Annotated in this window: 20 protein-coding genes; 17 read left to right on the forward strand and 3 right to left on the reverse strand. The window is 63.8% G+C overall.

The window, feature by feature from the left end:
- The first annotated feature begins 178 nt into the window (after positions 1-178).
- The gene (gene dnaE, locus V1288_RS26400) at positions 179-3,685 is read left to right on the forward strand and encodes a DNA polymerase III subunit alpha (protein WP_334359812.1); all 3,507 of its coding nucleotides are present in this window, start codon (positions 179-181) and stop codon (positions 3,683-3,685) included.
- A gap of 20 nt (positions 3,686-3,705) precedes the next feature.
- On the opposite strand, the gene V1288_RS26405 is transcribed toward dnaE, so the two are convergent.
- A complete protein-coding gene (locus tag V1288_RS26405; RefSeq protein ID WP_334359813.1) occupies positions 3,706-4,077 on the reverse strand; it encodes a VOC family protein in 372 nt (123 codons plus the stop codon).
- Between the two features lie 105 nt (positions 4,078-4,182).
- Entirely contained in the window at positions 4,183-4,872 is a 690-nt protein-coding gene (locus tag V1288_RS26410) for a helix-turn-helix transcriptional regulator (RefSeq protein WP_334359814.1), read from the reverse strand.
- A gap of 270 nt (positions 4,873-5,142) precedes the next feature.
- On the opposite strand from V1288_RS26410, the gene V1288_RS26415 reads away from it, so the two are divergent.
- Positions 5,143-5,562 carry a CBS domain-containing protein gene (locus tag V1288_RS26415; RefSeq protein ID WP_334359815.1) on the forward strand — a complete coding sequence of 140 codons (420 nt, stop codon included), beginning with the start codon at positions 5,143-5,145 and terminating at the stop codon, positions 5,560-5,562.
- A 123-nt stretch (positions 5,563-5,685) separates the two neighbouring features.
- Here the strand turns inward: V1288_RS26415 and V1288_RS26420 are convergent, their stop codons facing one another.
- The gene (locus tag V1288_RS26420) at positions 5,686-6,153 is read right to left on the reverse strand and encodes an aminoacyl-tRNA deacylase (protein ID WP_334359816.1); all 468 of its coding nucleotides are present in this window, start codon (positions 6,151-6,153) and stop codon (positions 5,686-5,688) included.
- A gap of 241 nt (positions 6,154-6,394) precedes the next feature.
- Between V1288_RS26420 and V1288_RS26425 the strand changes: the two genes are divergently transcribed.
- The 15 genes from V1288_RS26425 to lpxA all read left to right on the forward strand — a co-directional run bounded on the left by V1288_RS26425 (position 6,395) and on the right by lpxA (position 23,337).
- Complete coding sequence (locus V1288_RS26425; protein ID WP_334359817.1) at positions 6,395-8,788, forward strand: caspase family protein; 2,394 nt, start codon at positions 6,395-6,397, stop codon at positions 8,786-8,788.
- A gap of 225 nt (positions 8,789-9,013) precedes the next feature.
- Positions 9,014-10,012: a 30S ribosomal protein S2 gene (locus V1288_RS26430; RefSeq protein WP_334359818.1), complete on the forward strand. Its 999-nt coding sequence runs from the start codon at positions 9,014-9,016 to the stop codon at positions 10,010-10,012.
- 134 nt (positions 10,013-10,146) lie between these two features.
- Positions 10,147-11,073, forward strand: a complete 927-nt coding sequence (tsf, locus tag V1288_RS26435) for a translation elongation factor Ts (protein ID WP_334359819.1) — start codon at positions 10,147-10,149, stop codon at positions 11,071-11,073.
- 71 nt (positions 11,074-11,144) lie between these two features.
- The gene (gene pyrH / locus V1288_RS26440; RefSeq protein WP_334359820.1) at positions 11,145-11,861 is read left to right on the forward strand and encodes a UMP kinase; all 717 of its coding nucleotides are present in this window, start codon (positions 11,145-11,147) and stop codon (positions 11,859-11,861) included.
- Between the two features lie 70 nt (positions 11,862-11,931).
- Positions 11,932-12,495 carry a ribosome recycling factor gene (gene frr, locus V1288_RS26445; RefSeq protein WP_334359821.1) on the forward strand — a complete coding sequence of 188 codons (564 nt, stop codon included), beginning with the start codon at positions 11,932-11,934 and terminating at the stop codon, positions 12,493-12,495.
- Positions 12,496-12,537: 42 nt separating this feature from the next.
- Positions 12,538-13,293 (forward strand): isoprenyl transferase, encoded by a 756-nt coding sequence (locus tag V1288_RS26450; RefSeq protein ID WP_334359822.1) that lies wholly within the window; start codon positions 12,538-12,540, stop codon positions 13,291-13,293.
- Positions 13,290-14,156, forward strand: coding sequence for a phosphatidate cytidylyltransferase (locus V1288_RS26455; protein ID WP_442893988.1), 867 nt, complete (start codon positions 13,290-13,292; stop codon positions 14,154-14,156). Before V1288_RS26450 ends, V1288_RS26455 begins: the two co-directional genes overlap by 4 nt.
- A 4-nt stretch (positions 14,157-14,160) precedes the next feature.
- Positions 14,161-15,384 (forward strand): 1-deoxy-D-xylulose-5-phosphate reductoisomerase, encoded by a 1,224-nt coding sequence (dxr, locus tag V1288_RS26460; RefSeq protein WP_334359823.1) that lies wholly within the window; start codon positions 14,161-14,163, stop codon positions 15,382-15,384.
- A gap of 43 nt (positions 15,385-15,427) precedes the next feature.
- Positions 15,428-16,603 (forward strand): RIP metalloprotease RseP, encoded by a 1,176-nt coding sequence (gene rseP, locus V1288_RS26465; protein WP_334359824.1) that lies wholly within the window; start codon positions 15,428-15,430, stop codon positions 16,601-16,603.
- 172 nt (positions 16,604-16,775) lie between these two features.
- Positions 16,776-19,328: an outer membrane protein assembly factor BamA gene (gene bamA / locus V1288_RS26470; RefSeq protein WP_334359825.1), complete on the forward strand. Its 2,553-nt coding sequence runs from the start codon at positions 16,776-16,778 to the stop codon at positions 19,326-19,328.
- Positions 19,329-19,457: 129 nt separating this feature from the next.
- Positions 19,458-20,525: a UDP-3-O-(3-hydroxymyristoyl)glucosamine N-acyltransferase gene (gene lpxD, locus V1288_RS26475; protein WP_334359826.1), complete on the forward strand. Its 1,068-nt coding sequence runs from the start codon at positions 19,458-19,460 to the stop codon at positions 20,523-20,525.
- On the forward strand, positions 20,525-20,983 hold the full coding sequence (gene fabZ, locus V1288_RS26480) for a 3-hydroxyacyl-ACP dehydratase FabZ (protein ID WP_334359827.1): 459 nt from the start codon (positions 20,525-20,527) through the stop codon (positions 20,981-20,983). The genes lpxD and fabZ overlap by 1 nt, the downstream gene beginning before the upstream one ends.
- A 193-nt stretch (positions 20,984-21,176) precedes the next feature.
- Positions 21,177-21,764, forward strand: a complete 588-nt coding sequence (locus tag V1288_RS26485) for a histidine phosphatase family protein (RefSeq protein ID WP_334359828.1) — start codon at positions 21,177-21,179, stop codon at positions 21,762-21,764.
- Positions 21,765-22,008: 244 nt separating this feature from the next.
- Positions 22,009-22,362, forward strand: a complete 354-nt coding sequence (locus tag V1288_RS26490) for a hypothetical protein (RefSeq protein WP_334359829.1) — start codon at positions 22,009-22,011, stop codon at positions 22,360-22,362.
- A 171-nt stretch (positions 22,363-22,533) separates the two neighbouring features.
- Entirely contained in the window at positions 22,534-23,337 is an 804-nt protein-coding gene (lpxA, locus tag V1288_RS26495; RefSeq protein ID WP_334359830.1) for an acyl-ACP--UDP-N-acetylglucosamine O-acyltransferase, read from the forward strand.

A 23,337-nucleotide genomic window follows, 5' to 3' on the forward strand; every position in this document is an offset into this window, starting at 1 on the left:
CAGATCCGACCTCGATACGTCCCAGCGGACGGGTTGGGGAAAAGCCGGATGGCGGGCGCTGAGCCCGCGTTCCGCGTGGACTCGGCGAAGCTGAGGCATCACCATTGCGGTGCGAGTCGGCACGCATCAGCGGCCGATGATCGCTCCCCGCCATGATGCAAGAGCCCGTTAAGCGACCATGTCCAGTGCCGGATTCGTTCATCTCCACGTTCATTCGGCCTATTCGCTGCTGAAGGGCTCCATCAAGATCGCCAAGCTCGGCGAACTGGCCAAGGCCGACCGCCAGCCGGCGCTGGCGCTGACCGACACCGACAACATGTTCGGGGCGCTGGAATTCTCCGACAAGATGGCGGGCTACGGCATCCAGCCGATCGTCGGCTGCGAGCTCGCGGTCGATTTCGGCGACCAGGATCCGAACGCGCGCAATGCGCTGGCCGCGACGCCATCGCGAATCGTGTTGCTGGCGGCGCGCGAGCGCGGTTACCGCAGCCTGATGCGGCTGAACTCGCGGGCGTTTCTGGAAACGCCGGTGCATCAATCCCCGCATATCAAGCTCGAATGGCTGGAAGGCGACGCCGAGGATCTGATCGCGCTGACCGGCGGCCCCGACGGGCCGATCTCGCTGGCGCTGCATGCCGATCACGCAGCTCTTGCGAGCGCCCGTTGCGAGCGGCTTGCGAGCCTGTTCGGCGATCGCCTCTATATCGAATTGCAGCGCCACGGCATCGACAAGGAGCGCCGCACCGAAACCGGCCTGATCGATCTCGCCTATGCCAAGGGATTGCCGCTGGTCGCGACCAACGAGCCATATTTCGCATCGAATGACGATTACGAAGCCCACGACGCGCTGCTCTGCATCGCCGGCGGCAAGTTGATCGCCGAGACCGACCGCGAGCAGCTCACGCCCGATCACCGCTTCAAGACCCGCGCCGAGATGGCGGTGCTGTTTGCCGACATTCCGGAAGCGCTGGCCTCTACTGTCGAGATTGCGGAGCGCTGTTCGTTTCGCCCGAAGACGCGAAAGCCGATCCTGCCGCGCTTCACGGTCGGCGCCGGCTCAGGCTCTGACGCGGCAAGCGAGGAGGCCGGGGAGCTGAAGCGCCAGGCCGAGGAGGGGCTCGCCAGGCGCCTGCAGGTTCATGGCCTGTCGCCCGGCACAACGGAAGAGGAGTACCAGAATCGTCTCGCCTTCGAGATCGACGTCATCAACCGCATGAACTATGCGGGCTACTTCCTGATCGTGTCGGACTTCATCAAATGGGCCAAGGCCCACGACATTCCGGTCGGTCCCGGCCGCGGTTCCGGCGCCGGTTCGCTGGTCGCCTATTCGCTGACCATCACTGACCTCGATCCGATTCGTTTTGGCTTGCTGTTCGAGCGCTTCCTCAATCCCGAGCGCGTCTCGATGCCGGACTTCGACATCGACTTCTGCCAGGACCGCCGCGGCGAGGTGATCGATTACGTGCAGCAGCGCTACGGCCGCGATCAGGTCGCGCAGATCATCACCTTCGGAACGCTGCAGGCGCGCGGCGTGCTGCGCGACGTCGGCCGTGTCCTGCAGATGCCGTATGGCCAGGTCGACAAGCTGACAAAACTGGTGCCGCAAAATCCGGCCGCACCGGTGACGCTGGCGCAGGCGATCGAGAGCGAGCCCAAGCTGCAGGCGTTCCGCGACGAGGATCCGGTGGTGGCGCGCGCCTTCGACATCGCCCAGCGCCTCGAAGGCCTGACGCGCCACGCCTCGACCCACGCGGCCGGCATCGTGATCGGGGACCGCCCGTTGAGCGAACTGGTGCCGCTCTACCGCGATCCCAAATCCGACATGCCGGTGACCCAGTTCAACATGAAATGGGTCGAGCCGGCCGGGCTGGTGAAATTCGACTTCCTCGGCCTGAAAACGCTGACCGTCCTCGACGTCGCGGTAAAACTGCTCAGGCAGCGCAACATCCAGGTCGATCTGGCGACGCTGCCGATCGACGATGCGCCGAGTTACCAGATGCTGGCGCGCGGCGACGTGGTCGGCGTGTTCCAGGTGGAAAGCCAGGGCATGCGGCGCGCGCTGATCGACATGCGGCCCGACCGCTTCGAGGACATCATCGCGCTGGTGGCGCTCTATCGCCCGGGCCCGATGGCCAACATCCCGACCTATTGCGCGCGCAAGCATGGCGACGAGGAGCCGGAATATCTGCACCCGATCCTGGAGCCGATCCTGAAGGAGACGTTCGGCGTCATCATCTACCAGGAACAGGTGATGCAGATCGCGCAGGTGATGGCCGGCTATTCGCTCGGCGACGCCGACCTGCTGCGCCGCGCGATGGGCAAGAAGATCCGCGCCGAAATGGAAAAGCAGCGCGCGGTGTTCGTCGCCGGCGCGGTCAAGAACGGCGTGCCGAAGGGGCAGGCCGACACGATCTTCGAACTGCTCGCAAAATTCGCCGACTACGGCTTCAACAAGAGCCACGCCGCGGCTTACGCGCTGGTGTCTTATCACACCGCCTACATGAAGGCGCATTACCCGGTGGAGTTTTTGGCCGCGTCGATGACGCTCGAACTCAACAACACCGACAAGCTCTCGGAATTTCGCGCCGAGGCGCAGCGGCTCGGCATCAAGGTCGAGGCGCCGAACATCAACCGTTCCGGCGCCACCTTCGAGGTCGGCGAAAATACGATCTATTACGCACTCGCTGCGCTCAAGGGCGTCGGCCCGCAGGCGGTGGAGTTGATCGTGGAAGAGCGGAAGAAGGGCGCCTTCACCTCGCTCGCGGACTTCGCGGCGCGGGTCAATCCGCGTGCCATCAACAAGCGCGTGATCGAAAGCTTGGCGGCCGCCGGCGCCTTCGACACGCTCGACTCGAATCGCGCGCGGGTCTTTGCCGGCGCCGATGCCATTCTCGCCGCCTGCCAGCGCAGCCACGAAGCCGCAACGATCGGTCAGAACGACATGTTCGGCAATGCGTCCGACGCGCCGACCATCATGCTGCCGCAGATCGAGCCGTGGCTGCCGGCGGAGCGGCTGCGGCGCGAATACGACGCCATCGGCTTCTTCCTGTCAGGCCATCCGCTCGACGACTACGCGACCGTGCTGAAGCGGCTGCGGGTGCAGTCCTGGGCGGAATTCTCACGCGCCGTGAAGACCGGCGCGACGGCGGGGAGGGTCGCCGCGACCGTGGTGTCGCGGATGGAGCGGCGCACCAAGACCGGCAACAAGATGGGCATCATGGGGCTATCAGATCCGACCGGTCATTTCGAAGCCGTGCTGTTTTCCGAAGGCCTTGCGCAATATCGCGACGTATTGGAGCCAGGGGCTGCCGTATTGCTGCAGCTCGGCGCCGAACTGCAGGGCGAAGATGTGCGCGCCCGGGTGCTGCATGCCGAGCCGCTGGACGACGCCGCCGCCAAGACGCAAAAGGGCCTGCGTATTTTCGTGCGCGACACCAAGCCGCTCGAATCGATCGCGCGACGGCTCAACATGCCGGAAGCCGCGCCAAACGGTGCGGCAAAGGGCCTGCCGGCGAAGCCCGCGCCCGCGCCATCGGGTGGTGCCGATGGCGACGTCTCGCTCGTCATGATGCTCGACCTCCAGACCGAGGTGGAGATGAAGCTGCCGGGCCGCTTCAAGGTCTCGCCGCAGATCGCCGGTGCGATCAAGGCGGTGGCCGGCGTGGTGGACGTGCAGACGCTATAGTAGTCAACCGACCGCGCGGCTCATGCCGCCGCCGGGACGAACACGCGCAGGCGATGGCCATCGGGATCGGCCGCGACAAAGGTGGTGCCAAAATCCATTTGCACGGGCTGCTGCAGGATGTTCAGCCCGCGCTTCTTCCAGTCGGCAAAGGTCGCCTCGACCGCGGCGGCATCATCGACGGTGAACGCAACTTCGCCGGCGCCGGGTTGCGCGGCGGCTGCCGGCTCCACGGTCTTGCGCGACCACAATCCCAGCATTACGCCTTCCGACAGCGGCAGCATCGCAAAGGTCGGCGAGCTTTCGACAATGGGCCGGCCGAGCAAATCGGAATAGAAGCTGGCGCTGGCCGGCGGGTTCTCGACGTAGAGCAGAACGAAGCTGAAATTTGGCATTGGCAGGCTCCCGTTTGAACATCGCCGCCGAGCCGCCTTGCGACGTCCGGCATCAGTTCAGCGTAGGGCATGACCCTGCCAAAAACCGTCAGCAGTGAAATCGGTTCAGCGCTCGGCAATTCCCTCGCTCGCACGCCAATCCTTCAGCAGAACCTGACGGCGGCGTGGATAGCGCTTGTCGAGCGCGTGCACCTTGCCGATGCGGTCGGTCCGGAAATGCCGAAAACCCTCACGGAGTTCGCACCACGCCACGACGACACGCACGCGGTCGAAAAAGCCGAGGGCGAAAGGCCAGATGGTCCGCTTTGAACTGCGTCCGCTGCCGTCGATGTAGCCAATTCGCAACTTGCGCTCGGTCCGGATCGCCTGGCGAATGAGCGGCAGTTCGGCATCTCCTGCGGCGATCGCTTGTGCCGGCCCGATCAAGAGGCCCGAGGTATCGAGACCATCTTTCAGGTCGCGCGGAAGCACGGCCGCGATCTTCGCCAATGCGCTGCGTGCGGCGCCGCTCAAGGCCGCGTCGGTGCGGTCCGCCACCCAGCGCGAGCCAAGCACGATCGCCTCGATTTCGTCTTCCGAGAACATCAGCGGCGGCAGCATGAATCCCGGACGCAGCACGTAGCCGACGCCCGGCTCGCCATCGATAGGCGCCCCCTGCGCATTGAGTGTTTCGATGTCGCGATAGAGTGTGCGCAGCGAAATCCCAAGTGCCTCGGCCAGCACCGCGCCGCTGACGGCACGTCGATAGCCACGCAAAAGCTGAATGAGATCGAGCAGGCGCTGCGCGCGCGACATTAATCCGCCCCGTTACCAAGCCGACCAAAGTCTATCAGGGCACGCTGCCAAAACGTGTCAGCATCAGGCGCCATTGCCGGCTTGAGGGTGGGGACGGCGTAGCGCGCGGACCCGCTTCCGTCTACGCGCTACGGCGCCATCGCCGACTTCAAGAAGTTGTCATTGCCTTTTTCGATTCCGTCCCAGCCGATCTGGCGTATAATCGAATCCAGGGGGAACTGTGCTGCATCACGTGATTATCACCTGAAATCGCAGTAACGGAGGTCCGCCATGAAAGTTAAAGACGCGATGCACAAGGGCGTCGACTGGGTCAATCCCGACACCCCCATCACTGAAATCGCCAAGCTGATGCGAGAACATGACATCGGCTGTATTCCGATCGGAGAGGACGACAAGCTGATCGGGATGGTGACCGATCGCGACATCGTCTGCAAAGGACTTGCAAACGGCAAATTCGATCCCAGCCGTGCCCAGGCGCGTGACGTGATGACCGAAGGCATCCATTGCTGCCGGGAGGACGATGACCTTGCCAAGGCAGTCCATCACATGGAGACGCTGAAGGTTCGCCGGTTACCGGTGATCAACAAGAGCAAACGCATGGTCGGCATGATCAGCCTGGGTGACATCAGCCATTTTACGTCGGGCGAGTTGATGTCCGGCTACGTGAAGAGCGTTGCGGCCCATCACTGAAGCGGCGGCCTCTTGCGATCGAAGCGTCTTGAACGGCTTGCGCCTGTTCGACCGCGAACAGGCGCGGGGCGTTCTTCTTGAAATCGTTCGACCGCAGCGGCGCAGTCCGCAGGTCGAGCGACATCAATCGTGCGTGCTGAAGTGGCCGCGCCAGGCCTTCGCCGTCAATCGCGCGAACTGCGCGCCTTCCATGCGGATCAGCGTGGCGTGATCGCCGCCTTCCATGTAGATGTGCCGCCGCGCATCGATGCTGTCGTCGACGATGACGTCCAGCCCGTAGCACTCGCCAACCGCCGGGATGGCTCCGATGTCGCAATCGACAAATATCTCGGCGATCTCCTTTTCGCTCGCCAGGTCGACCTTATGGCCGAGCTGACTTTTCAGGGTCGACAGATGCAAATGATGGGAGGCCGGAAGGACGGCCATCATGTAGCCGCCGTCACGGCGGAGCACGACGGCCTTGGCCAGCGCCTCGCCCGGCACATGGCAGGCCTCGGCTGTGCGGGTTGATGACATCGTAGGGGCGTGGGGGATCAGGTCGTAGGTGACGCTCTGATCCAGGTACTTCTGCAAGGTCGGGGCAACGGTCATGGCAGTTCCTCCATTGAATGGGCAATCCGCACACCGGGAGGAACTCGCGCAGTCGCCTCACGATGCGGGCGAACACGATCTGGAGAGAAGGATACGCCCGTCGCGACGCCGCGACAATGCGAATTTCGGTGCCGGAACCGGGTGGAGCGGGGCGCCATGCCTTGTTGAGAGCGTATTTGTTCAAGAAACGTTCAGGTCAACGCGCGTTCTATGCGTTCGGGCGGTGACAGGGTGGGATCCCATGCGGGTAGCAAGAAGTTTGTCGATCCTCTCGGTGTGTCTCGTCGCGATGTCCGGACTGGCGGGACATCCGAACACCGCCGCCGCGCAGCAGCCGGAAAAACGCATTGCGCTGGTGGTCGGCAATGCCGGCTATGTGAAGTCGCCGCTGGCGACGGCAGCCAACGATGCCGGACTGATCGCGCAGACCTTGCAGGCGGCCGGCTTCGATGTGATCGGCGCGCGCGATCTCGACGGCGACACGCTGCGCAAGAGTTTTCGCGATTTCATCCAGAAGGCCGAAAGCTCCGGGCCGGACACGGTCGCGATGGTGTACCTGGCCGGTTACGGGCTGCAGCTCGCGGGCGAGAACTATTTCGTGCCGGTCGATTCCGCGATCAACCGCGATACCGACGTGCCGATCGAGGCGCTGCGGACCGGCGACTACATCCGCCAACTCGCCTCGCTGCCGCTGAAGGCCGGAATCGTCGTGCTGGATGCGGCGCGGCAGCAGCCTTTCGTCAACGGACAGATCGCAGGCGGTCTCGCTTTGGTCGAGGCGGACCCGCATATGCTGATCGCGTTCAACGCGGCGCCCGGAACGGTGGCGCCGGCCGAGCAGGGATCGTACGGCATCTACGCCCAGTCGCTGGCCGAGATGATCCGCACCGGCGGATTGCCGCTGCCGGAGGTGTTCAATCGCGTGCGACTTCGCGTCAACGAAGCGAGCAAGGGCGCGCAGGTGCCTTGGGACAGCCAGAAGGTCGATGCGGCCTTCACGTTCTTCGAGCGCGCCCCGGATGCGCCTGCCGCGGCGGCGCCGGATCAGGTCGCGGCCATCCGCGACAAGCCGATCCGCGATCTCGGCGTGCAGGATGCCTACGCCGCCGTGCTGGAGCGCGACACGCTGCAAGGCTATGAGGATTTTCTCGCGGCCTATCCCGGCGATCCCATGGCAAAGCGGGTGAGGGCGATCGCGGCGGCGCGGCGCGAAGCGATCACGTGGCGGCGCACCTACCGCGCCGACACGCCGAACGCCTATTGGTCATATCTGCGACGCTATCCGAATGGGCCTCACGCCGCCGACGCGCGCCGCCGCCTTGCCATTCTCACCGCGCCGCTCGAGCCGCCACCGACGTTCGACGTCATCGACTACGACGTGCCGCCGCCACCGCCGGAGGAGATCATCTATGTCGACCGGCCGGTATTAGCCTTCGGCGATCCCGAGTTTGATTTTGTCGCGCCGCCACCGCCGCCGGTCTATTACCTGCCGCCGCCGCCGGATGACTTTGTGGTGCTGGAGCCACCGCCGCCGCCGATCGGCCTGTTCATCCTGCCGCAGCCTTTCTTTGTGCCGATACCAGTCTATGTGAGGCCGCCGCGCTATGTGGCGCCGCCGCCGAACAACATCATCTTTGCCAATATCCACAACAGAGCCGTCATCAACAACGTCATCAACAGACCGCCTCAAGCAGCTCAACCCGTGGCCGGGATTGGCGCCAAGGGTATCGGACCCGCGGGCGCCCCGGCGGCGGCAGTCGCGCCGAGGCAAGGTGGCGCCACCCCGACGTTGCCGCCTGCGGTCGCGCAACGGGCTACGCTGATCCAGCAGGGCAAAGCACCGGTGCCGCCGAGCGCCACGATCAATCCTGCGGTGAAGGCTGGTTTGCCCGGTGCTCCGGCAGGGCAGACCGGAAGGCCGAACGCGACGCAGCCGGCGAATGCGCCGGGTACGCTACCTTCGACCCAGCCTTTGCCGAGGACCAATGCGCTGCCGGTTCCCGGCGCCCGGGGCGCGCCGCCTGCGCCTCCAAGCGCTGCGGTATCGCCGGGGGCAGTCAATCCGAACGCAAGGCTTGTGCCGGGAGCGTCGCCGCCAGGATCTGCCGCGCCGACCGCGCCCCGTGGCGCTACCGGGGCGGCTGCTCCGACGGCTCCGGCAGGCCAGCAGCCAAGGGTCGCAGCGCCGCCGCCCGGCGCCGCCGCGTCGCCAAAGCCCACCGCTGCAGTTGCACCGAAACCCCAATTGCAGCCTGAGCTGCGGCGAGCCCCGCCACCGTCCGCGGTGCACGTGGCAAGGCCACCACCGCCAGCAGCCCGCGTCGCTCCGGCGCCTCCACCACCGCGTATGGCCGCCCCGCCGCCGAGAATGGCCGCGCCATCCCCGCCAGCCGCGCGTATGGCCGCGCCGCCTCCACCGAGGATGGCTGCGCCATCCCCGCCACCCGCGCGTATGGCCGCGCCACCTCCACCGAGGATGGCTGCGCCATCCCCGCCACCCGCGCGTATGGCCGCGCCACCTCCACCAAGGATGGCCGCACCACCGCCGCCCCGGATGGCTGCGCCAGCGCCGCGTCCGGCTGCGCCTCCGCCGGCGGCGGCAGCCAGGAAGTGCCTGCCGGGCGCTCGATGCTGATTGAATAACGGGCCAGCCCCCTAAGTCTGGCCCGTGGCGGCCCTAAATCGCGGGGCTGGAAGGGTGAAAATCCGGCCGTATTTCCTTGCTTCTGGCTGGAATCCGGCTATATAGCGCGCCATCTCACACGGAAACATGGCTCTCAAAGGCCGTCCGGTGGCAGCCGGGCCAGTCAGGCTCGTTTGCTCACACGTTTCCGGAGGAACCAACCGGAGAACTATCACTATGGCGCTACCCGATTTTTCCATGCGTCAGCTCCTTGAAGCTGGCGTGCACTTTGGCCACCAATCGCACCGCTGGAATCCTAAGATGCAGGATTACATCTTCGGTGCCCGCAACAACATCCACATCATCGATCTCGCCCAGACCGTGCCGATGCTGCATCGCGCGCTGCAGGCGGTGTCCGACACCGTCGCCAAGGGCGGCCGTATCCTGTTCGTCGGCACCAAGCGCCAGGCGCAGGACGGCGTCGCCGAAGCGGCCAAGCGCTCGGCGCAGTATTTCGTCAATTCGCGCTGGCTCGGCGGCACGCTGACCAACTGGAAGACGATCTCGGGCTCGATCAAGCGCCTGCGTCATCTCGATGAGGTGCTCTCGTCCGGCGAGGCCAACTCCTACACCAAGAAGGAGCGGCTGACGCTGCAGCGCGAGCGCGACAAGCTCGACCGTTCGCTCGGCGGCATCAAGGACATGGGCGGTCTTCCCGACATGATCTTCGTGATCGACACCAACAAGGAAGACATCGCGATCCAGGAAGCGCAGCGGCTCAATATTCCCGTTGCCGCGATCGTCGACACCAATTCCGACCCCAAGGGCATCACCTTCGTGGTGCCGGGCAATGACGACGCCGGCCGCGCCATTTCGCTGTATTGCGACCTGATTGCCCGCGCCGCCATCGATGGCATATCGCGCGCCCAGGGTGACCACGGCATCGACATCGGCGCCGCCGTTCAGCCGGCCCGCGAGGAGATTCCGGCAGCTCCCCAACCGACCGGTTTCCAGGGTCTGGCCGGTCCGCGCGGCACCGCCGACAACCTCAAGAAGCTTACCGGCGTGTCGGGTGCGATCGAGAAGAAGCTCAACGACCTCGGCATCTTCCATTACTGGCAGCTCGCCGAGCTCGACCACGATACCGCCCACAAGATCGGCGAAGAGGTTGGCCTTCCGAGCCGGGCCGATGCCTGGGTCGCCCAGGCCAAGACCCTGACCGCGGAAGCGGAATAATTGGTACGCCGCGTGGCCGGGTCTTCCGGCCACCGGTTCTGCTCCCCAGATTACGGCATTCCCTGGAGCTGACGGCGGCACGGCGCAAAGCGCGCGCCGCGCCCGCGGCTAGCAGGCAAGAAGGATATTCGACGATGGCAACGATCTCTGCGGCGATGGTCAAGGAACTGCGCGAGTCGACCGGCGCAGGCATGATGGACTGCAAGGCAGCGCTGACCGAAACCTCCGGCGACATGCAGGCTGCCCAGGATTGGCTGCGCAAGAAGGGCCTGTCGAAGGCCGCCAAAAAGGCTGGCCGGGTGGCGGCTGAAGGCCTGATCGGCTCGGTGACGTCGGGCACCAAGGGCGTCGTGGTCGAGGTCAACTCCGAAACCGATTTCGTAGCCCGCAACGAGCAGTTCCAGGGCCTCGTCAAGATGATCGCGCAGGTCGCGCAGCGCGTCGGCGGCGATGTGGAAGCGATCAAGGCCGCGAAGGTCGGCGACGTCACGGTCGAGACCGCCATTTCGGACGCCATCGCCACCATCGGCGAGAACATGACGCTGCGCCGTGCGGCTTTGCTCGAAGTGGGCAAAGGCGTGGTGGCAAGCTACATCCATGGCGCCGTGATCGATGGCGCCGGCAAGATGGGCGTGCTGGTCGCGCTCGAATCGGCCGGCCAGACCGATGAGCTCACCCATCTCGGCCGTCAGTTGGCGATGCATGTGGCCGCGACCAACCCGCAGGCGCTGGATCCGTCCGGCCTCGACCCCGCGGTCGTAAAGCGCGAGAAGGACGTACTGGCCGACAAGTATCGCCAGCAGGGCAAGCCGGAGAACGTGATCGAGAAGATCGTCGAGTCCGGCCTGAAGACCTATTACAAGGAAGTCTGCCTGCTGGAGCAGGCGTTCATCCACGACGAAAAGGGCAAGTCGGTAGCCCAGGCGGTAAAGGAAGCCGAAGGCAAGATCGGCGCGCCGGTGAAGATTACCGGATTTGTGCGCTATGCTCTCGGCGAGGGAATCGAAAAGCAGGAAACCGATTTCGCAGCCGAGGTCGCGGCGGCCAGCGGCAAGAAGTAACCGCTGCGGTCACAGTCTTCCGGCGCAATCGCGCCGGAGGTCACCTGCGCGGGACAAGGAAGCGATAAGCAATGGCTGAGCCGGTCTATCGTCGCGTCGTGATCAAGCTCTCGGGCGAGTATCTCGCGGGCAGCCACTCCTTCGGTATCGACCAGCCCACCATCGACCGCATCGCCGACGACCTGATCGCGGCCCAGAAGCTCGGCGTCGAGGTGGCTGTCGTGATCGGCGGCGGCAACATCGTTCGTGGCGTGGAAGTTTCCTCGCGCGGCGTGTCGCGCCCGACCGGCGATACCATGGGCATGCTCGCCACCGTGATGAACTGCCTGGCGCTGGAGGCGGCCGTCGAGCGCAAGGGAACGCCGGCGCGGACCCTGTCGGCGTTCGTGATGCCCGAGATTTCCGAGCTGTTCACCCGCAGTGCAGCGCACAAATATCTGTCCGAGGGGCGAATCGTGCTGCTCGGCGGCGGAACCGGCAATCCGTTCTTCACCACCGACACGACAGCGGTGCTGCGGGCGGCCGAGATCGGAGCGCAGGCGGTGCTCAAGGCGACCAATGTCGATGGCGTTTACAGCGCCGATCCAAAAAAGGACCCGTCGGCGAAGCGCTTCGACCGGCTGACGCACTCGCAGGCGATCGCCGGCGACTACAAGGTGATGGATGCGACCGCATTCGCGCTTGCCCGCGAGACGTCACTGCCTATCATCGTATTCTCGATCGCCGAGCCGGGTTCGATCGGCGCGATCCTGCGCGGGACCGGCCACGGCACGGTGGTTGCCGGCTGATATGGCAGTGCTGCTTCGAACCGCGGGCTTTAAGACGCCGGCGGCTGGTTTCTAAGGAGGGGAGAGTGTTATGCCCACGCCCGGTTTTGACATCAACGAATTGAAGCGCCGCATGCAAGGCGCGACCCACTCGCTCAAGCACGAGCTGGGCGGCCTGCGGACCGGCCGCGCGGCGGCATCCATGCTGGAGCCGGTGCAGGTCGAGGCGTACGGCTCGCACATGCCCCTCAACCAGCTCGCGACCGTCAGCGTGCCCGAGCCGCGCCTGCTTTCCGTCCAGGTATGGGACAAGTCCATGGTGAAGGCCGTCGAAAAGGCGATCGTCGATTCCAATCTCGGCCTCTCGCCCGCGACCGAAGGACAGGTGCTGCGCCTGCGGATTCCCGAGCTCAATGAGGAGCGGCGCAAGGAACTGGTGAAAGTCGCGCATAAATACGCCGAAGCCGCCAAGGTTGCGGTCCGCCATGTCCGTCGCGACGGACTGGATATCGTCAAGAAGCTCGAGAAGAATCACGAGATTTCCGAAGACGATCAGGAACGGCTCGCCCACGAGGTGCAGAAGGCGACCGACGGAACGATTGCGGAAATCGATCAGTTGCTTGCGGCGAAGGAAAAGGAAATCCTCACCGTTTGATGGCAACGTTCAAGAGTTGAGACTGGCCCTGGATTTCAGATAATGCCGAACGCCGCCGCCCCCGCCACGGAAGGACCGGATCGATCCGTCCCGTTGCATGTGGCGATCATCATGGACGGAAACGGGCGCTGGGCGGCAGCGCGCGGCTTGCCGCGTGCCGAAGGCCACCGCCGCGGTGTCGAGGCACTGCGTCGCGTCGTTCGCGCCGCCCATGAACTCGGCGTGCTTTACCTCACGATCTTCTCGTTCAGCTCCGAGAACTGGTCGCGGCCGGCGACCGAAATCGGCGATCTGTTCGGACTGCTCCGCCGCTTCATCCGCAACGATCTGGCGACGCTGCATCGCGACGGCGTGCGCGTGCGCGTGATCGGCGAGCGGGAAGGGCTGGAGCCCGATATCTGCACGCTATTGAACGAAGCCGAGGAACTGACCCGGGCCAACACCGAGCTCAATCTCGTGGTCGCATTCAATTACGGATCGCGCCAGGAGATCGCCGGCGCCGCGCAACGGCTGGCGCGCGAAGTGGCGGAAGGCAAGCGCGATCCCGCCTCGATCGACGCCGATGCGCTCGGCCGCTATCTCGATGCGCCTGACATTCCCGATCCCGACCTGATCATCCGCACCAGCGGCGAGCAGCGGTTGTCGAACTTCCTGATGTGGCAGGCGGCCTATAGCGAACTCGTGTTCGTGCCGATCCACTGGCCGGATTTCGACAAGGCCGCGCTGGAAAGCGCCATTGCCGAATACGCCAGACGGGAACGCCGTTTCGGCGGTCTGGCCGCGAAAACCGGATCGTGACCGAACGCGAAGCCGCGCCGGCGGCAGCGAGCCCGCCCGATCCGCGAATTCGCGAATCTGAGTCGCGCAACCTCGTCATGCGCATCGCCGCAGCCGCCGTGCTGATTCCGCTTGCGGTTGCGATCGCCTATGCCGGCGGCTGGCTCTGGGCCACGCTGGTGACGCTGGCCGCCATCGGCCTGTTTGCGGAATGGCTCGCGATCGTCGGTCTCAGCGCGATGCGCGTGACGGTGCCGGGTGTGGCCGCGCTTGCGATCGCCGGGCTTTGTTTTGCGATTGGCCGCCTCGATGCCGCGCTGATCGTGCTCGGCGTCGGCTTCGTTGCCGTGGTGTCGATCGCGCCGGAGCGGCGAAGCTGGGCGGCGGCGGGATTTTTGTACGCGGCGGCGGCCGAGATCGCGTCGGTGCTGCTGCGCCTCGATCCCGTCAAGGGATTCGCCGCGCTGATGTTCGTGCTGCTGATCGTATGGGTGACCGACAGCGGCGGCTATTTCGCGGGTCGCCGCATTGGCGGTCCAAAACTTTGGCCGCGCGTCAGCCCGAAAAAGACCTGGGCGGGCGCCGCCGGCGGGTTCGCCGCCAGCCTCGCCGTGGCGTGCGGATTTGCCGCGTTCGATCTGGGCAGAATCGGGCCGTTATTGATGCTTTCCGGAGCCCTTTCGGTCGTTTCGCAGCTCGGCGATCTCTTCGAATCCGCCGTGAAGCGGCGTTTTGACGTAAAGGACTCAGGTCACATTATTCCCGGCCACGGCGGGCTAATGGATCGCCTGGATGGATTTGTCGCAGCCGTCGTCGTGGCGGCTCTTTTCGGTCTTCTGCGGGGCGGCGCCGATGGCGTCGGCCGCGGTCTTATGGTTTGGTGAAACGATGAGCGCAGTTCCATTGCGTAACAACAAGGCCGCGGTAGCGGATGCGCGCACTGTGACGGTGCTTGGCGCCACCGGTTCGATCGGCGACAGCACGATGGATTTGCTGCGCGGCGCGCGCGACCGCTATACCGTCGAGGCGCTGACCGCGAATTCCAATGTCGAAGCGCTGGCCAAACTCGCCAAGGAATTCGGCGCGCGATTCGCGGCGATCGCCGACCCGGCGCGACTCGGCGAACTGAAAGCCGCTTTGGCAGGCACAGGCATCGAATGCGGCGCCGGCGAAAGCGCCATCATCGAGGCCGCCGCGCGTCCCGCCGACTGGGTAATGGCGGCGGTGAGCGGTGCGGCCGGGTTGAAGCCGGCGCTCGCCGCGGTCGACCGCGGTGCGGCGGTCGCGCTCGCCAACAAGGAGTGCCTGGTCTGTGCCGGCGATTTCTTCATGCAGCGCGCGGCCAAAGCCGGCGCCTGCATCCTGCCGGCGGATTCCGAGCACAACGCACTGTTTCAGGCGCTCTCTTCCGGCAATCGCGAGGAACTGGTGCGCGTGATCATCACCGCCTCGGGCGGGCCGTTCCGCACCTGGGCGCCGGCCGACATCGAGCAGGCGACGCTGGAGCAGGCTCTGAAGCATCCGAACTGGAGCATGGGCCAGAAGATCACCATCGATTCGGCCTCGATGATGAACAAGGGCCTTGAAGTCATCGAAGCCTCCTACCTCTTCGCGCTTTCGGCCGACGAGATCGACGTTCTCGTGCATCCGCAGTCGATCATTCACGGCATGGTCGAATTCTCCGATCGTTCCGTGGTGGCGCAGCTCGGCGCGCCCGACATGCGCATTCCGATTGCGCACTGCCTTGGATGGCCCGAACGAATCGTTGGCCCCTCGGCAAGGCTCGATCTCGCAAAAATCGGACAGCTCACCTTCGAGGCGCCGGATTTCGAGCGGTTCCCGGGCTTGCGGCTGGCCTACGAAGCGTTACGTACGGGACGTGGTGCGACCACGGTATTCAACGCTGCCAATGAGGTGGCGGTGGCGGCGTTCATTTCCGGAAAGATCAAGTTCGGGTCGATCGCACGCCTTGTCGAAGCCACCATCAACGACTGGATTCGCGCCGGGAACCTTGCGCCCTTGAGCTCGGCCGACGACGCGATTTCCGTTGACCATAACGCGCGAAACAGAGCCGCCTCCCTATTGCCTCAAATTGCCTTAAAGGCATCGTAGAGGCTTGGGGACGGAGCCTTTGGCTCTTGTCGAGGGGAACCTGATGTCAGAGTTTTTTCTAAGCAGTTTCAATACGTTGGGCCATGGGCTCATTGGTTACATCATTCCCTTTTTGTTTGTTCTGACCATTGTCGTGTTCTTTCATGAACTCGGCCACTTCCTGGTCGCCCGATGGGCGGGCGTGAAGGTGTTGACGTTCTCGCTCGGCTTCGGGCCGGAACTCGCGGGCTTCAACGACCGTCATGGCACCCGCTGGAAGATCTCCGCGATCCCGCTTGGCGGCTATGTGAAGTTCTTCGGCGACGAATCGGAAGCCTCCACGCCTGCCTCGGCCGAAACGCTGGCCGGCATGACAGAGGAGGAGCGGGCGGGCAGTTTCCATCACAAGAAAGTTGGAGCGCGCGCGGCCATCGTGGCCGCCGGTCCGATCGCGAATTTCATTCTGGCGATAGTCATCTTCACCTGTCTCTTCACCTTCTTCGGCAAGCCGAGCACGACGGCGCGGGTCGACAAGATCGAAGCCAGCAGCGCCGCCGAGCGGGCAGGCTTTCAGGTCGGCGATATCGTTACCGCCATCGACGGCAAGAAGATCGGCAGCTTCTCCGACATGCAGCGCTTCGTCAGCGTCCGCGCCGGCGACACTATGACCTTCACCGTCAAGCGCGGTGATTCGACGCTGCAATTGAAGGGCACGCCGGAACTGCGCGAAGTGAAGGATCCCTTCGGAAACACGCAGCGGCTCGGGATTCTCGGCATCACCCGCGCGACCTCGCCGGGCGAAGTGACGACGGAGAAGGTCGATCCGGCCAGCGCGTTTTGGCTCGGAATCAAGGAAACTTGGTTCGTCATCGACCAGACGCTCTCCTATATCGGCAACATCTTCACCGGACGGGCGAGCGCCGACCAGATCGGCGGACCGATTCGGATCGCGCAAATTTCGGGCCAGGTCGCCACGCTGGGGCTGATTCCGCTGCTACATCTGGCGGCGGTACTGTCCATTTCGATCGGACTGCTCAATCTGTTCCCGGTGCCCTTGCTCGATGGCGGCCACCTTTTGTTCTATACGGCCGAGGTGCTGCGGGGCCGTCCTTTGTCGGAAAAATCCCAGGAATACGGGTTCCGCGTGGGGCTGGTTCTGGTGCTGATGTTGATGGTGTTCGCTTTCTATAATGACTTCCATCAGGTGCCTTGGCTGAAGGGGTTGTTCGGGAGATCTTAGAAGCGGCTTTTTTGTGACGTTGCCCATTGGCAACGTCTTGGAATGAAAATGGAATCGCACCGGATGTCTGGTTTGCCGCCCTGTCGAAATTGGCTACAAGCAATGCAACTTTGGGATTCTGTCGGTTCGTAGGGGTACGAGCCGGCACGGCAATGACGAGGGCGCGTTGCGCATGATGTTGGGAATGCGAGTGCGGGGGGCTCTGCTGGGCGCTCTGATCATGGTGGCCGCGCCGATGGGGAGCGTGCTGGTGTCTGTGCCGGCTTCGGCCCAGACCGTGGCGTCGATCTCCGTTGAGGGGAACCGGCGCGTTGAGGTCGAAACCATCCGTTCCTATTTCAAGCCGGGTCCCGGCGGCCGCCTCGGGCAGGCCCAGATCGACGACGGCCTGAAGGCGTTGATCGAAACCGGCCTGTTCCAGGACGTGCGAATAAACCAGGTGGGCGGCCGGCTGGTCGTGACCGTGGTCGAAAACGCCGTGATCGGGCGCATCGCCTTCGAAGGGAACAAGAAGGTCAAGGACGAGCAGCTTTCGGCTGAAATCCAGTCCAAGCCGCGCGGCACGTTCTCGCGCCCGATGGTCCAGTCGGACGCCCAGCGCATCACCGAAATCTACCGGCGCTCCGGCCGCTATGACGTGCGCGTCACGCCTGAAATCATCGAGCAGCCGAACAACCGCGTCGATCTGATCTTCACGGTCACCGAAGGCACCAAAACGGGCGTCAAGTCGATCGAGTTCGTCGGCAACGTCGCCTATTCGGCCTATCGCCTGAAGGACGTCATCAAGACCCGTGAATCCAACCTCTTGAGCTTCCTCGGCGGCGCCGACGTCTATGATCCCGACCGGGTCGAGGCCGACCGCGACCTGATTCGCCGCTTCTATCTCAAGAACGGTTATGCCGACGTGCAGGTGGTCGCCGCGCTGACCGAATATGACCCGGACAAGAAGGGTTTCCTCGTCACCTTCAAGATCGAGGAGGGGCAGCAATATCGCGTTGCTTCCGTCGACTTCCAGACCTCCATCGCAACCCTCGATACCGCCACGCTGCGCAGCTTCTCGCGCGTCAGCGTCGGCTCGGTCTACAACGCCGAGGCGCTTGAGAAATCCGTCGAGGAAATGCAGATCGAGGCCTCGCGGCGCGGTTATGCCTTCGCCGTGGTGCGTCCGCGCGGTGATCGCAATTTCGAACAGCACACCGTCTCGATCGTGTTCGCCGTCGACGAGGGCCCGCGAACCTATATCGAGCGCATCAACGTCCGCGGCAACACCCGCACCCGCGACTACGTGATTCGCCGAGAGTTCGACCTTTCCGAAGGCGACGCCTACAACCGCGCGCTGGTCGATCGTGCCGAGCGCCGGCTGAAGAACCTCGACTTCTTCAAGAGCGTGAAGATCCTGACCGAGCCGGGCTCGTCGACCGATCGCGTGATCCTGATCGTCGATCTCGAAGAGAAGTCGACCGGCGACTTCTCGGTGTCGGGCGGCTATTCGACCACGGACGGCGCGCTGGCCGAAGTCAGCATCTCCGAGCGCAACTTCCTCGGTCGTGGCCTGTATGCGAAGGCAGCCGTGACCTACGGTCAGTATGCGCGCGGCGGTTCGCTGTCGTTCGTCGAACCCTACCTGCTGGACTACCGCGTAGCCCTCGGCCTCGATCTGTTCTATCGCGAGCAATTGGCCAACAGCTACATCTCCTACGGCACCAAGACGCTGGGCTTCAGCCCGCGGCTCGGCTTCACGCTGCGGGAAGATCTTGCGCTGCAGTTGCGCTACTCGATCTATCAGCAGGAAATCTCGCTGCCGAACGCGCTCGCGAACTGTAACAACAACACGTCGAACTCGCTGCTCGCGTTCAATCCGACGCCGGCATTCGTGAACTCCGTCGGCGGGCCGGGTGGGTTGCCAGCTCCCGCGACAGACGCCTCCGGCATCGGCCTGTGGTGCTTCAGCGACGGCGAAGCCTCGCTGCCGGTTCGCAGGGAACTGCAGGGTGGCAAGGCACTGACCTCGTCGGTCGGCTATTCGCTGAACTACAACACGCTGGACAACAACAAGAACCCGACCGACGGCTTGCTGATCGACTGGAAGCAGGACTTCGCCGGTGTTGGCGGCGACGTGAAGTACATCAAGTCGGCGATCGACGCGAAGTACTACACCCCGCTGGTTGCCGATATCGTCGGCCTGATCCATCTGCAGGGCGGCATGCTCAACCAATTCGGCGGCAGCGAACTGCGGATGCTCGATCACTTCCAGATGGGCCCGAACCTGGTTCGTGGTTTTGCGCCGAACGGCATCGGTCCGCGCGATTTGAATCCGTTTGGCACACGTGACGCGCTGGGCGGCACCAAATATTGGGGCGCTTCGTTCGAATTGCAGATGCCGTTCTGGTTCCTGCCGAAGGAAGTCGGGCTCAAGGGCTCAGTCTATGCCGACGCTGGCGGACTGTTTGATTACAAGGGGCCGACGTCCTGGGCGCAGACGGGCGAAGTCAATGTGCCTGGCTGCGTGCCGCCGACGCAGGCGACGGCGACCACCCCGGCCAATGCCGGAACTTGTACGGGATTGCAGTTCGACAATGGCAATGTGGTCCGCACCTCGGTCGGTGTCGGCTTGATCTGGGCCTCGCCGTTCGGTCCGCTGCGCTTCGACTATGCGGTTCCGCTTACCAAGGGTCAGTTCGACCGCGTGCAAGAATTCAAGTTTGGCGGCGGCACATCGTTCTAAGGTGTCTTGAAGCGAAACGGACTCGGATCAGGTCCGCGTGACGAGAATGCCAGGGAACAAGAGGGGTCGGCTCCGTTTCTTCGGAGCCGGCGCTCCGGTGTGAACACCGGCCGAACTGCGACGGGTGGAATGGCGCAGCCGATATTCTTCAAGCAACCCCCTTCGTCGACGCTGGCCGAGATTGCAGCGCTGACGGGAGCGGTATTGGTCGACCCCGTGCGGGGTAGTCACGTGATCAGGGCTCTGGCTTCGCTCGACGAAGCCGGCCCGATGCATCTGGCGTTTTTCGACAACCTCAGATACGCCGATCAGCTCAAGGCAACAAAGGCCGGCGCCGTTCTGGTCAGCCCGCGCTTCGAGGCCCAGGTGCCCGCCCATGTGGCGGTGCTGCGGGCCACCCAGCCGTTCCGCGCCTTCGTGAAGCTGGCGCGCGAATGGCACGCCGATGCGCTTCGTCCGCAATCCTGGTTCGACAATGACGGCATCGCGCCGTCGGCCATCATCGATCCGTCGGCCCACCTGGAAGACGGCGTGATCGTCGATCCGCTGGCGGTGATCGGGCCCCGGGTCGAGATCGGCGCCGGGACCGTGATCGGCGCCGGTGCGGTGATCGGCGCCGACGTCAAGATCGGCCGGGACTGCAATGTCGGCGCCCGCACGGCCATCCAGTTCGCCCTGATCGGCAACAACGTCCTGATCCATCCCGCCTGCAGCATCGGCCAGGATGGCTACGGCTTCATTTTCTTCGGCCCCGACGGCCACCTCAAGGTGCCCCAGACCGGCCGCGTCCTGATTCAAAACGATGTCGAGGTCGGCGCCGGCACCACCATCGACCGCGGCAGCCTGCGGGATACCGTGATCGGCGAGGGCACCAAAATCGACAATCAGGTCCAGATCGGCCACAATGTGACCATCGGCAGGCACTGCCTGCTCGCGGCCCAGATCGGGCTCGCGGGCAGCCTGACGATCGGTGACAACGTCGCGCTGGGGGCGAAGGTGGGCATCAACAACCACCTCAAGATCGGCGACGGCGCCCAGGTAACAGCCATGAGTGCGGTCAAGGACGACATTCCGCCCAATGGCCGCTGGGGTGGCCATTTTGCCAAACCGACCAAGCAGTGGTTCAGGGAGATTGTTGCAGTGGAGCGACTGGTGCAGGGCGGCACGGCCGGTCCGAAAGGCGAAGGACAGGAGTGATGGAGGAGGCAGCGGTCAGATTCGAGCTCGTGGACATCAACGAGATCCTCAAGACGCTCCCGCACCGTTATCCGATGCTGCTGATCGACCGGGTGATCAATATCCGGACCGATTACAGCGGCATCGGCATCAAGAACGTCACCTTCAACGAGCCGCCGTTTCTCGGCCATTTTCCCGAGCGTCCGGTCTATCCCGGCGTGATGATGATCGAAGCCATGGCACAGACCGCCGGCGTCATCGGCATCAAATCGGTCGAAGGCACCGAGAAGCCGCGTGCGGTTTATTTCCTCACCATCGACAAGTGCAAATTCCGCAAGCCCGTGATGCCTGGCGATACCATCGAGTATCACATGCGCTCGATCGGCCGCCGCAAGGCGATGTGGTGGTTTCACGGCGACGCCAAGGTAAACGGCAGCGTGGTCGCGGAAGCCGACGTCGGCGCGATGCTGACGGATTGAACCGGATTGCATTCATCCGTCACACAACCGACGTCTTCCTGATGTCCTTATTCAATCGTTGGTAGTGGAACCCGCGCCCTCGGCATTGAAGAAATTTGCAGATTAAAATCCGCTTCGGGTCCGCGCTTTTTTGACGGAGGCGTCCGTGAACATGCTTGCGTCCGTTATTTCGTGCTTGGTCATTTTTTTGCTGATGTCGCCGCAAAGTTACGCGGCTGAACTGGATGGTCTCGTATCGTCTCTCAAGGACGGTGGCTACGTCGTCGTGTTTCGACACGGCGCCACCGACGACAGCCAGAAGGACGTCTACCCCTTCAAGTTCGACGACATGAGCGCGCAACGGCAACTGAGCGAGAAGGGCCGCACGCTGGCGCGCGAGCTTGGAGCTGCGCTGAGTAAATTGGGCGTGCCGATCGGCGAAGTCTACACAAGCCGGCTGAATCGGGCGGTTGAAACCGGCAAGCTCATCGGCGGCAAGGATGTGGCGCCCGTGGACGAGTTGACCGACAGCAGCGCCGGCAGCGCGTCTGGAATGGCCAATCCCGACGGCAAGAACGACAAGGCCGGCCGGGCCGTGCGCGACCTCGTCAATGCGCCTCCCAAAGCCGGCGTCAACAATCTGGCGGTGACGCACAAGACCAATGTCACTGATGCCTTCGGAAAGGAATTTGCCGACATCCGCGAAGGCGAGGCGCTGGTCTACAAAACCAGCAACTCGGGCTCTGCCGTCCTGGTCACACGCGTGCAGGCCGGCGAATGGATCGCGCTGGCCGGCAGTTAGCCATAGCGTTTTCGAGCCCCGGACTTGATCCGGGGTGAGTACCGGTTCACGTAGCAATCAAGTTTACGTAGATTAGATGACGTAGACTTATCTGCGGCAGAAAACGCGTTAAAACAAGAGTCTAGAGCTTCAGTTCTGATTCAATCAGAACCGAAGCTCCAGATTTGGTTTCGCCACGAGGGAACTTCGACCCGCCCTCAGGTTTGTAGTTCCGGTGGAAGAGGTTGTTGCGGAGACGGGCCGCATGAAATTTCTCAGAGTTGCGGTTGCGCTGATAGCCTCAGCCGCTGTTTTCGCTGGAAGTGCGGTGGCCCGCGATGACGGCCGCTACGCCAACTCCCCGCTCAAGCCCTGGTTCGACAGCCTCAGAAGCGGGAAGGGGCCATGCTGTTCGGATGCCGATGGCTCCGTCGTTTCCGATGTCGATTGGGAATCGAAGGACGGTCACTATCGCGTCCGGCTCGAGGGCCAGTGGATCGACGTACCCGACGATGCTGTCATCACCGTGCCAAACCGCGCCGGCCGGACCATGGTTTGGCCTATAAAGGGGGCATCCGGGATTTCGATCCGCTGCTTCCTGCCTGGCAGCATGATCTAGCGACGGCTTGCCTCGACTCTCGTCATGGGAATCAGGCTGGCGGCAGGTGAATTTGCAGCCGGACGCGCCGACACATGACGTAACCATACGTCACTGGACAGCGTTGGTACGTCGCGCTAACCACCCGAAAACGCGAGGTATTCGCGTCCAATCGATGGGCTGGGCAGGTTAATGAGTACGATCGATCCAACCGCGCGGGTTGAGGATGGCGCTGTGATCGGCGAGGGGACGACGGTCGGTCCCTATTGCATCATCGGCCGCAACGTCGTTATCGGCGCCAACTGCAATCTGATCGCGCATGTTCACGTTACCGCGCAGACAACGATCGGGGCCGGCTGCACGATCTATCCGTTCGTTTCGCTCGGTACGCCGCCGCAATCGCTGAGCTACAAGGGTGAACTGACCCGGCTCGAGATCGGTGCGGGCTGTACCATCCGCGAATCCGTCACCATGAACGCCGGCACGCTTGCCGGCGGCGGCGTGACGCGGGTTGGCGAGCGCGGCTACTTCATGAATTGCAGCCATGTCGGGCATGATTGCCAGGTCGGCAATGAGGTGATTTTTGCAACCTCCGCCACGCTGGGCGGTCACTGCGAGATCGGCGACTTCGTCTTCATCGGCGGGCTGTCGGCGGTGCACCAGTTCACCCGAATCGGACCGCAGGTGATGGTCGGCGGCGTCTGCGGCGTGCGCGGCGACATCATTCCATTCGGGCTCGTCAACGGCCAGTATGCGAGCCTCGAAGGGCTGAACATCATCGGCATGAAGCGCCGCAAGTTCACCAAGGAGCGGCTGGCGACGGTGCGCGCGTTCTACCAAAAGCTGTTTCACGGTCCCGGCATCTTTGCCGAGCGGCTGAATGCGGTGCAGCCGCTGGCCGCAGAGGATCCGGCGATCGCCGAAATCCTCGCCTTCATCGCGCAAGGCAAGCATCGCGCGCTCTGCCTTCCCGCCGGCGACGGCAACAAGCAGTGA

The organism is Bradyrhizobium sp. AZCC 2176 (assembly GCF_036924645.1).
Classification (GTDB): Bacteria; Pseudomonadota; Alphaproteobacteria; order Rhizobiales; family Xanthobacteraceae; genus Bradyrhizobium.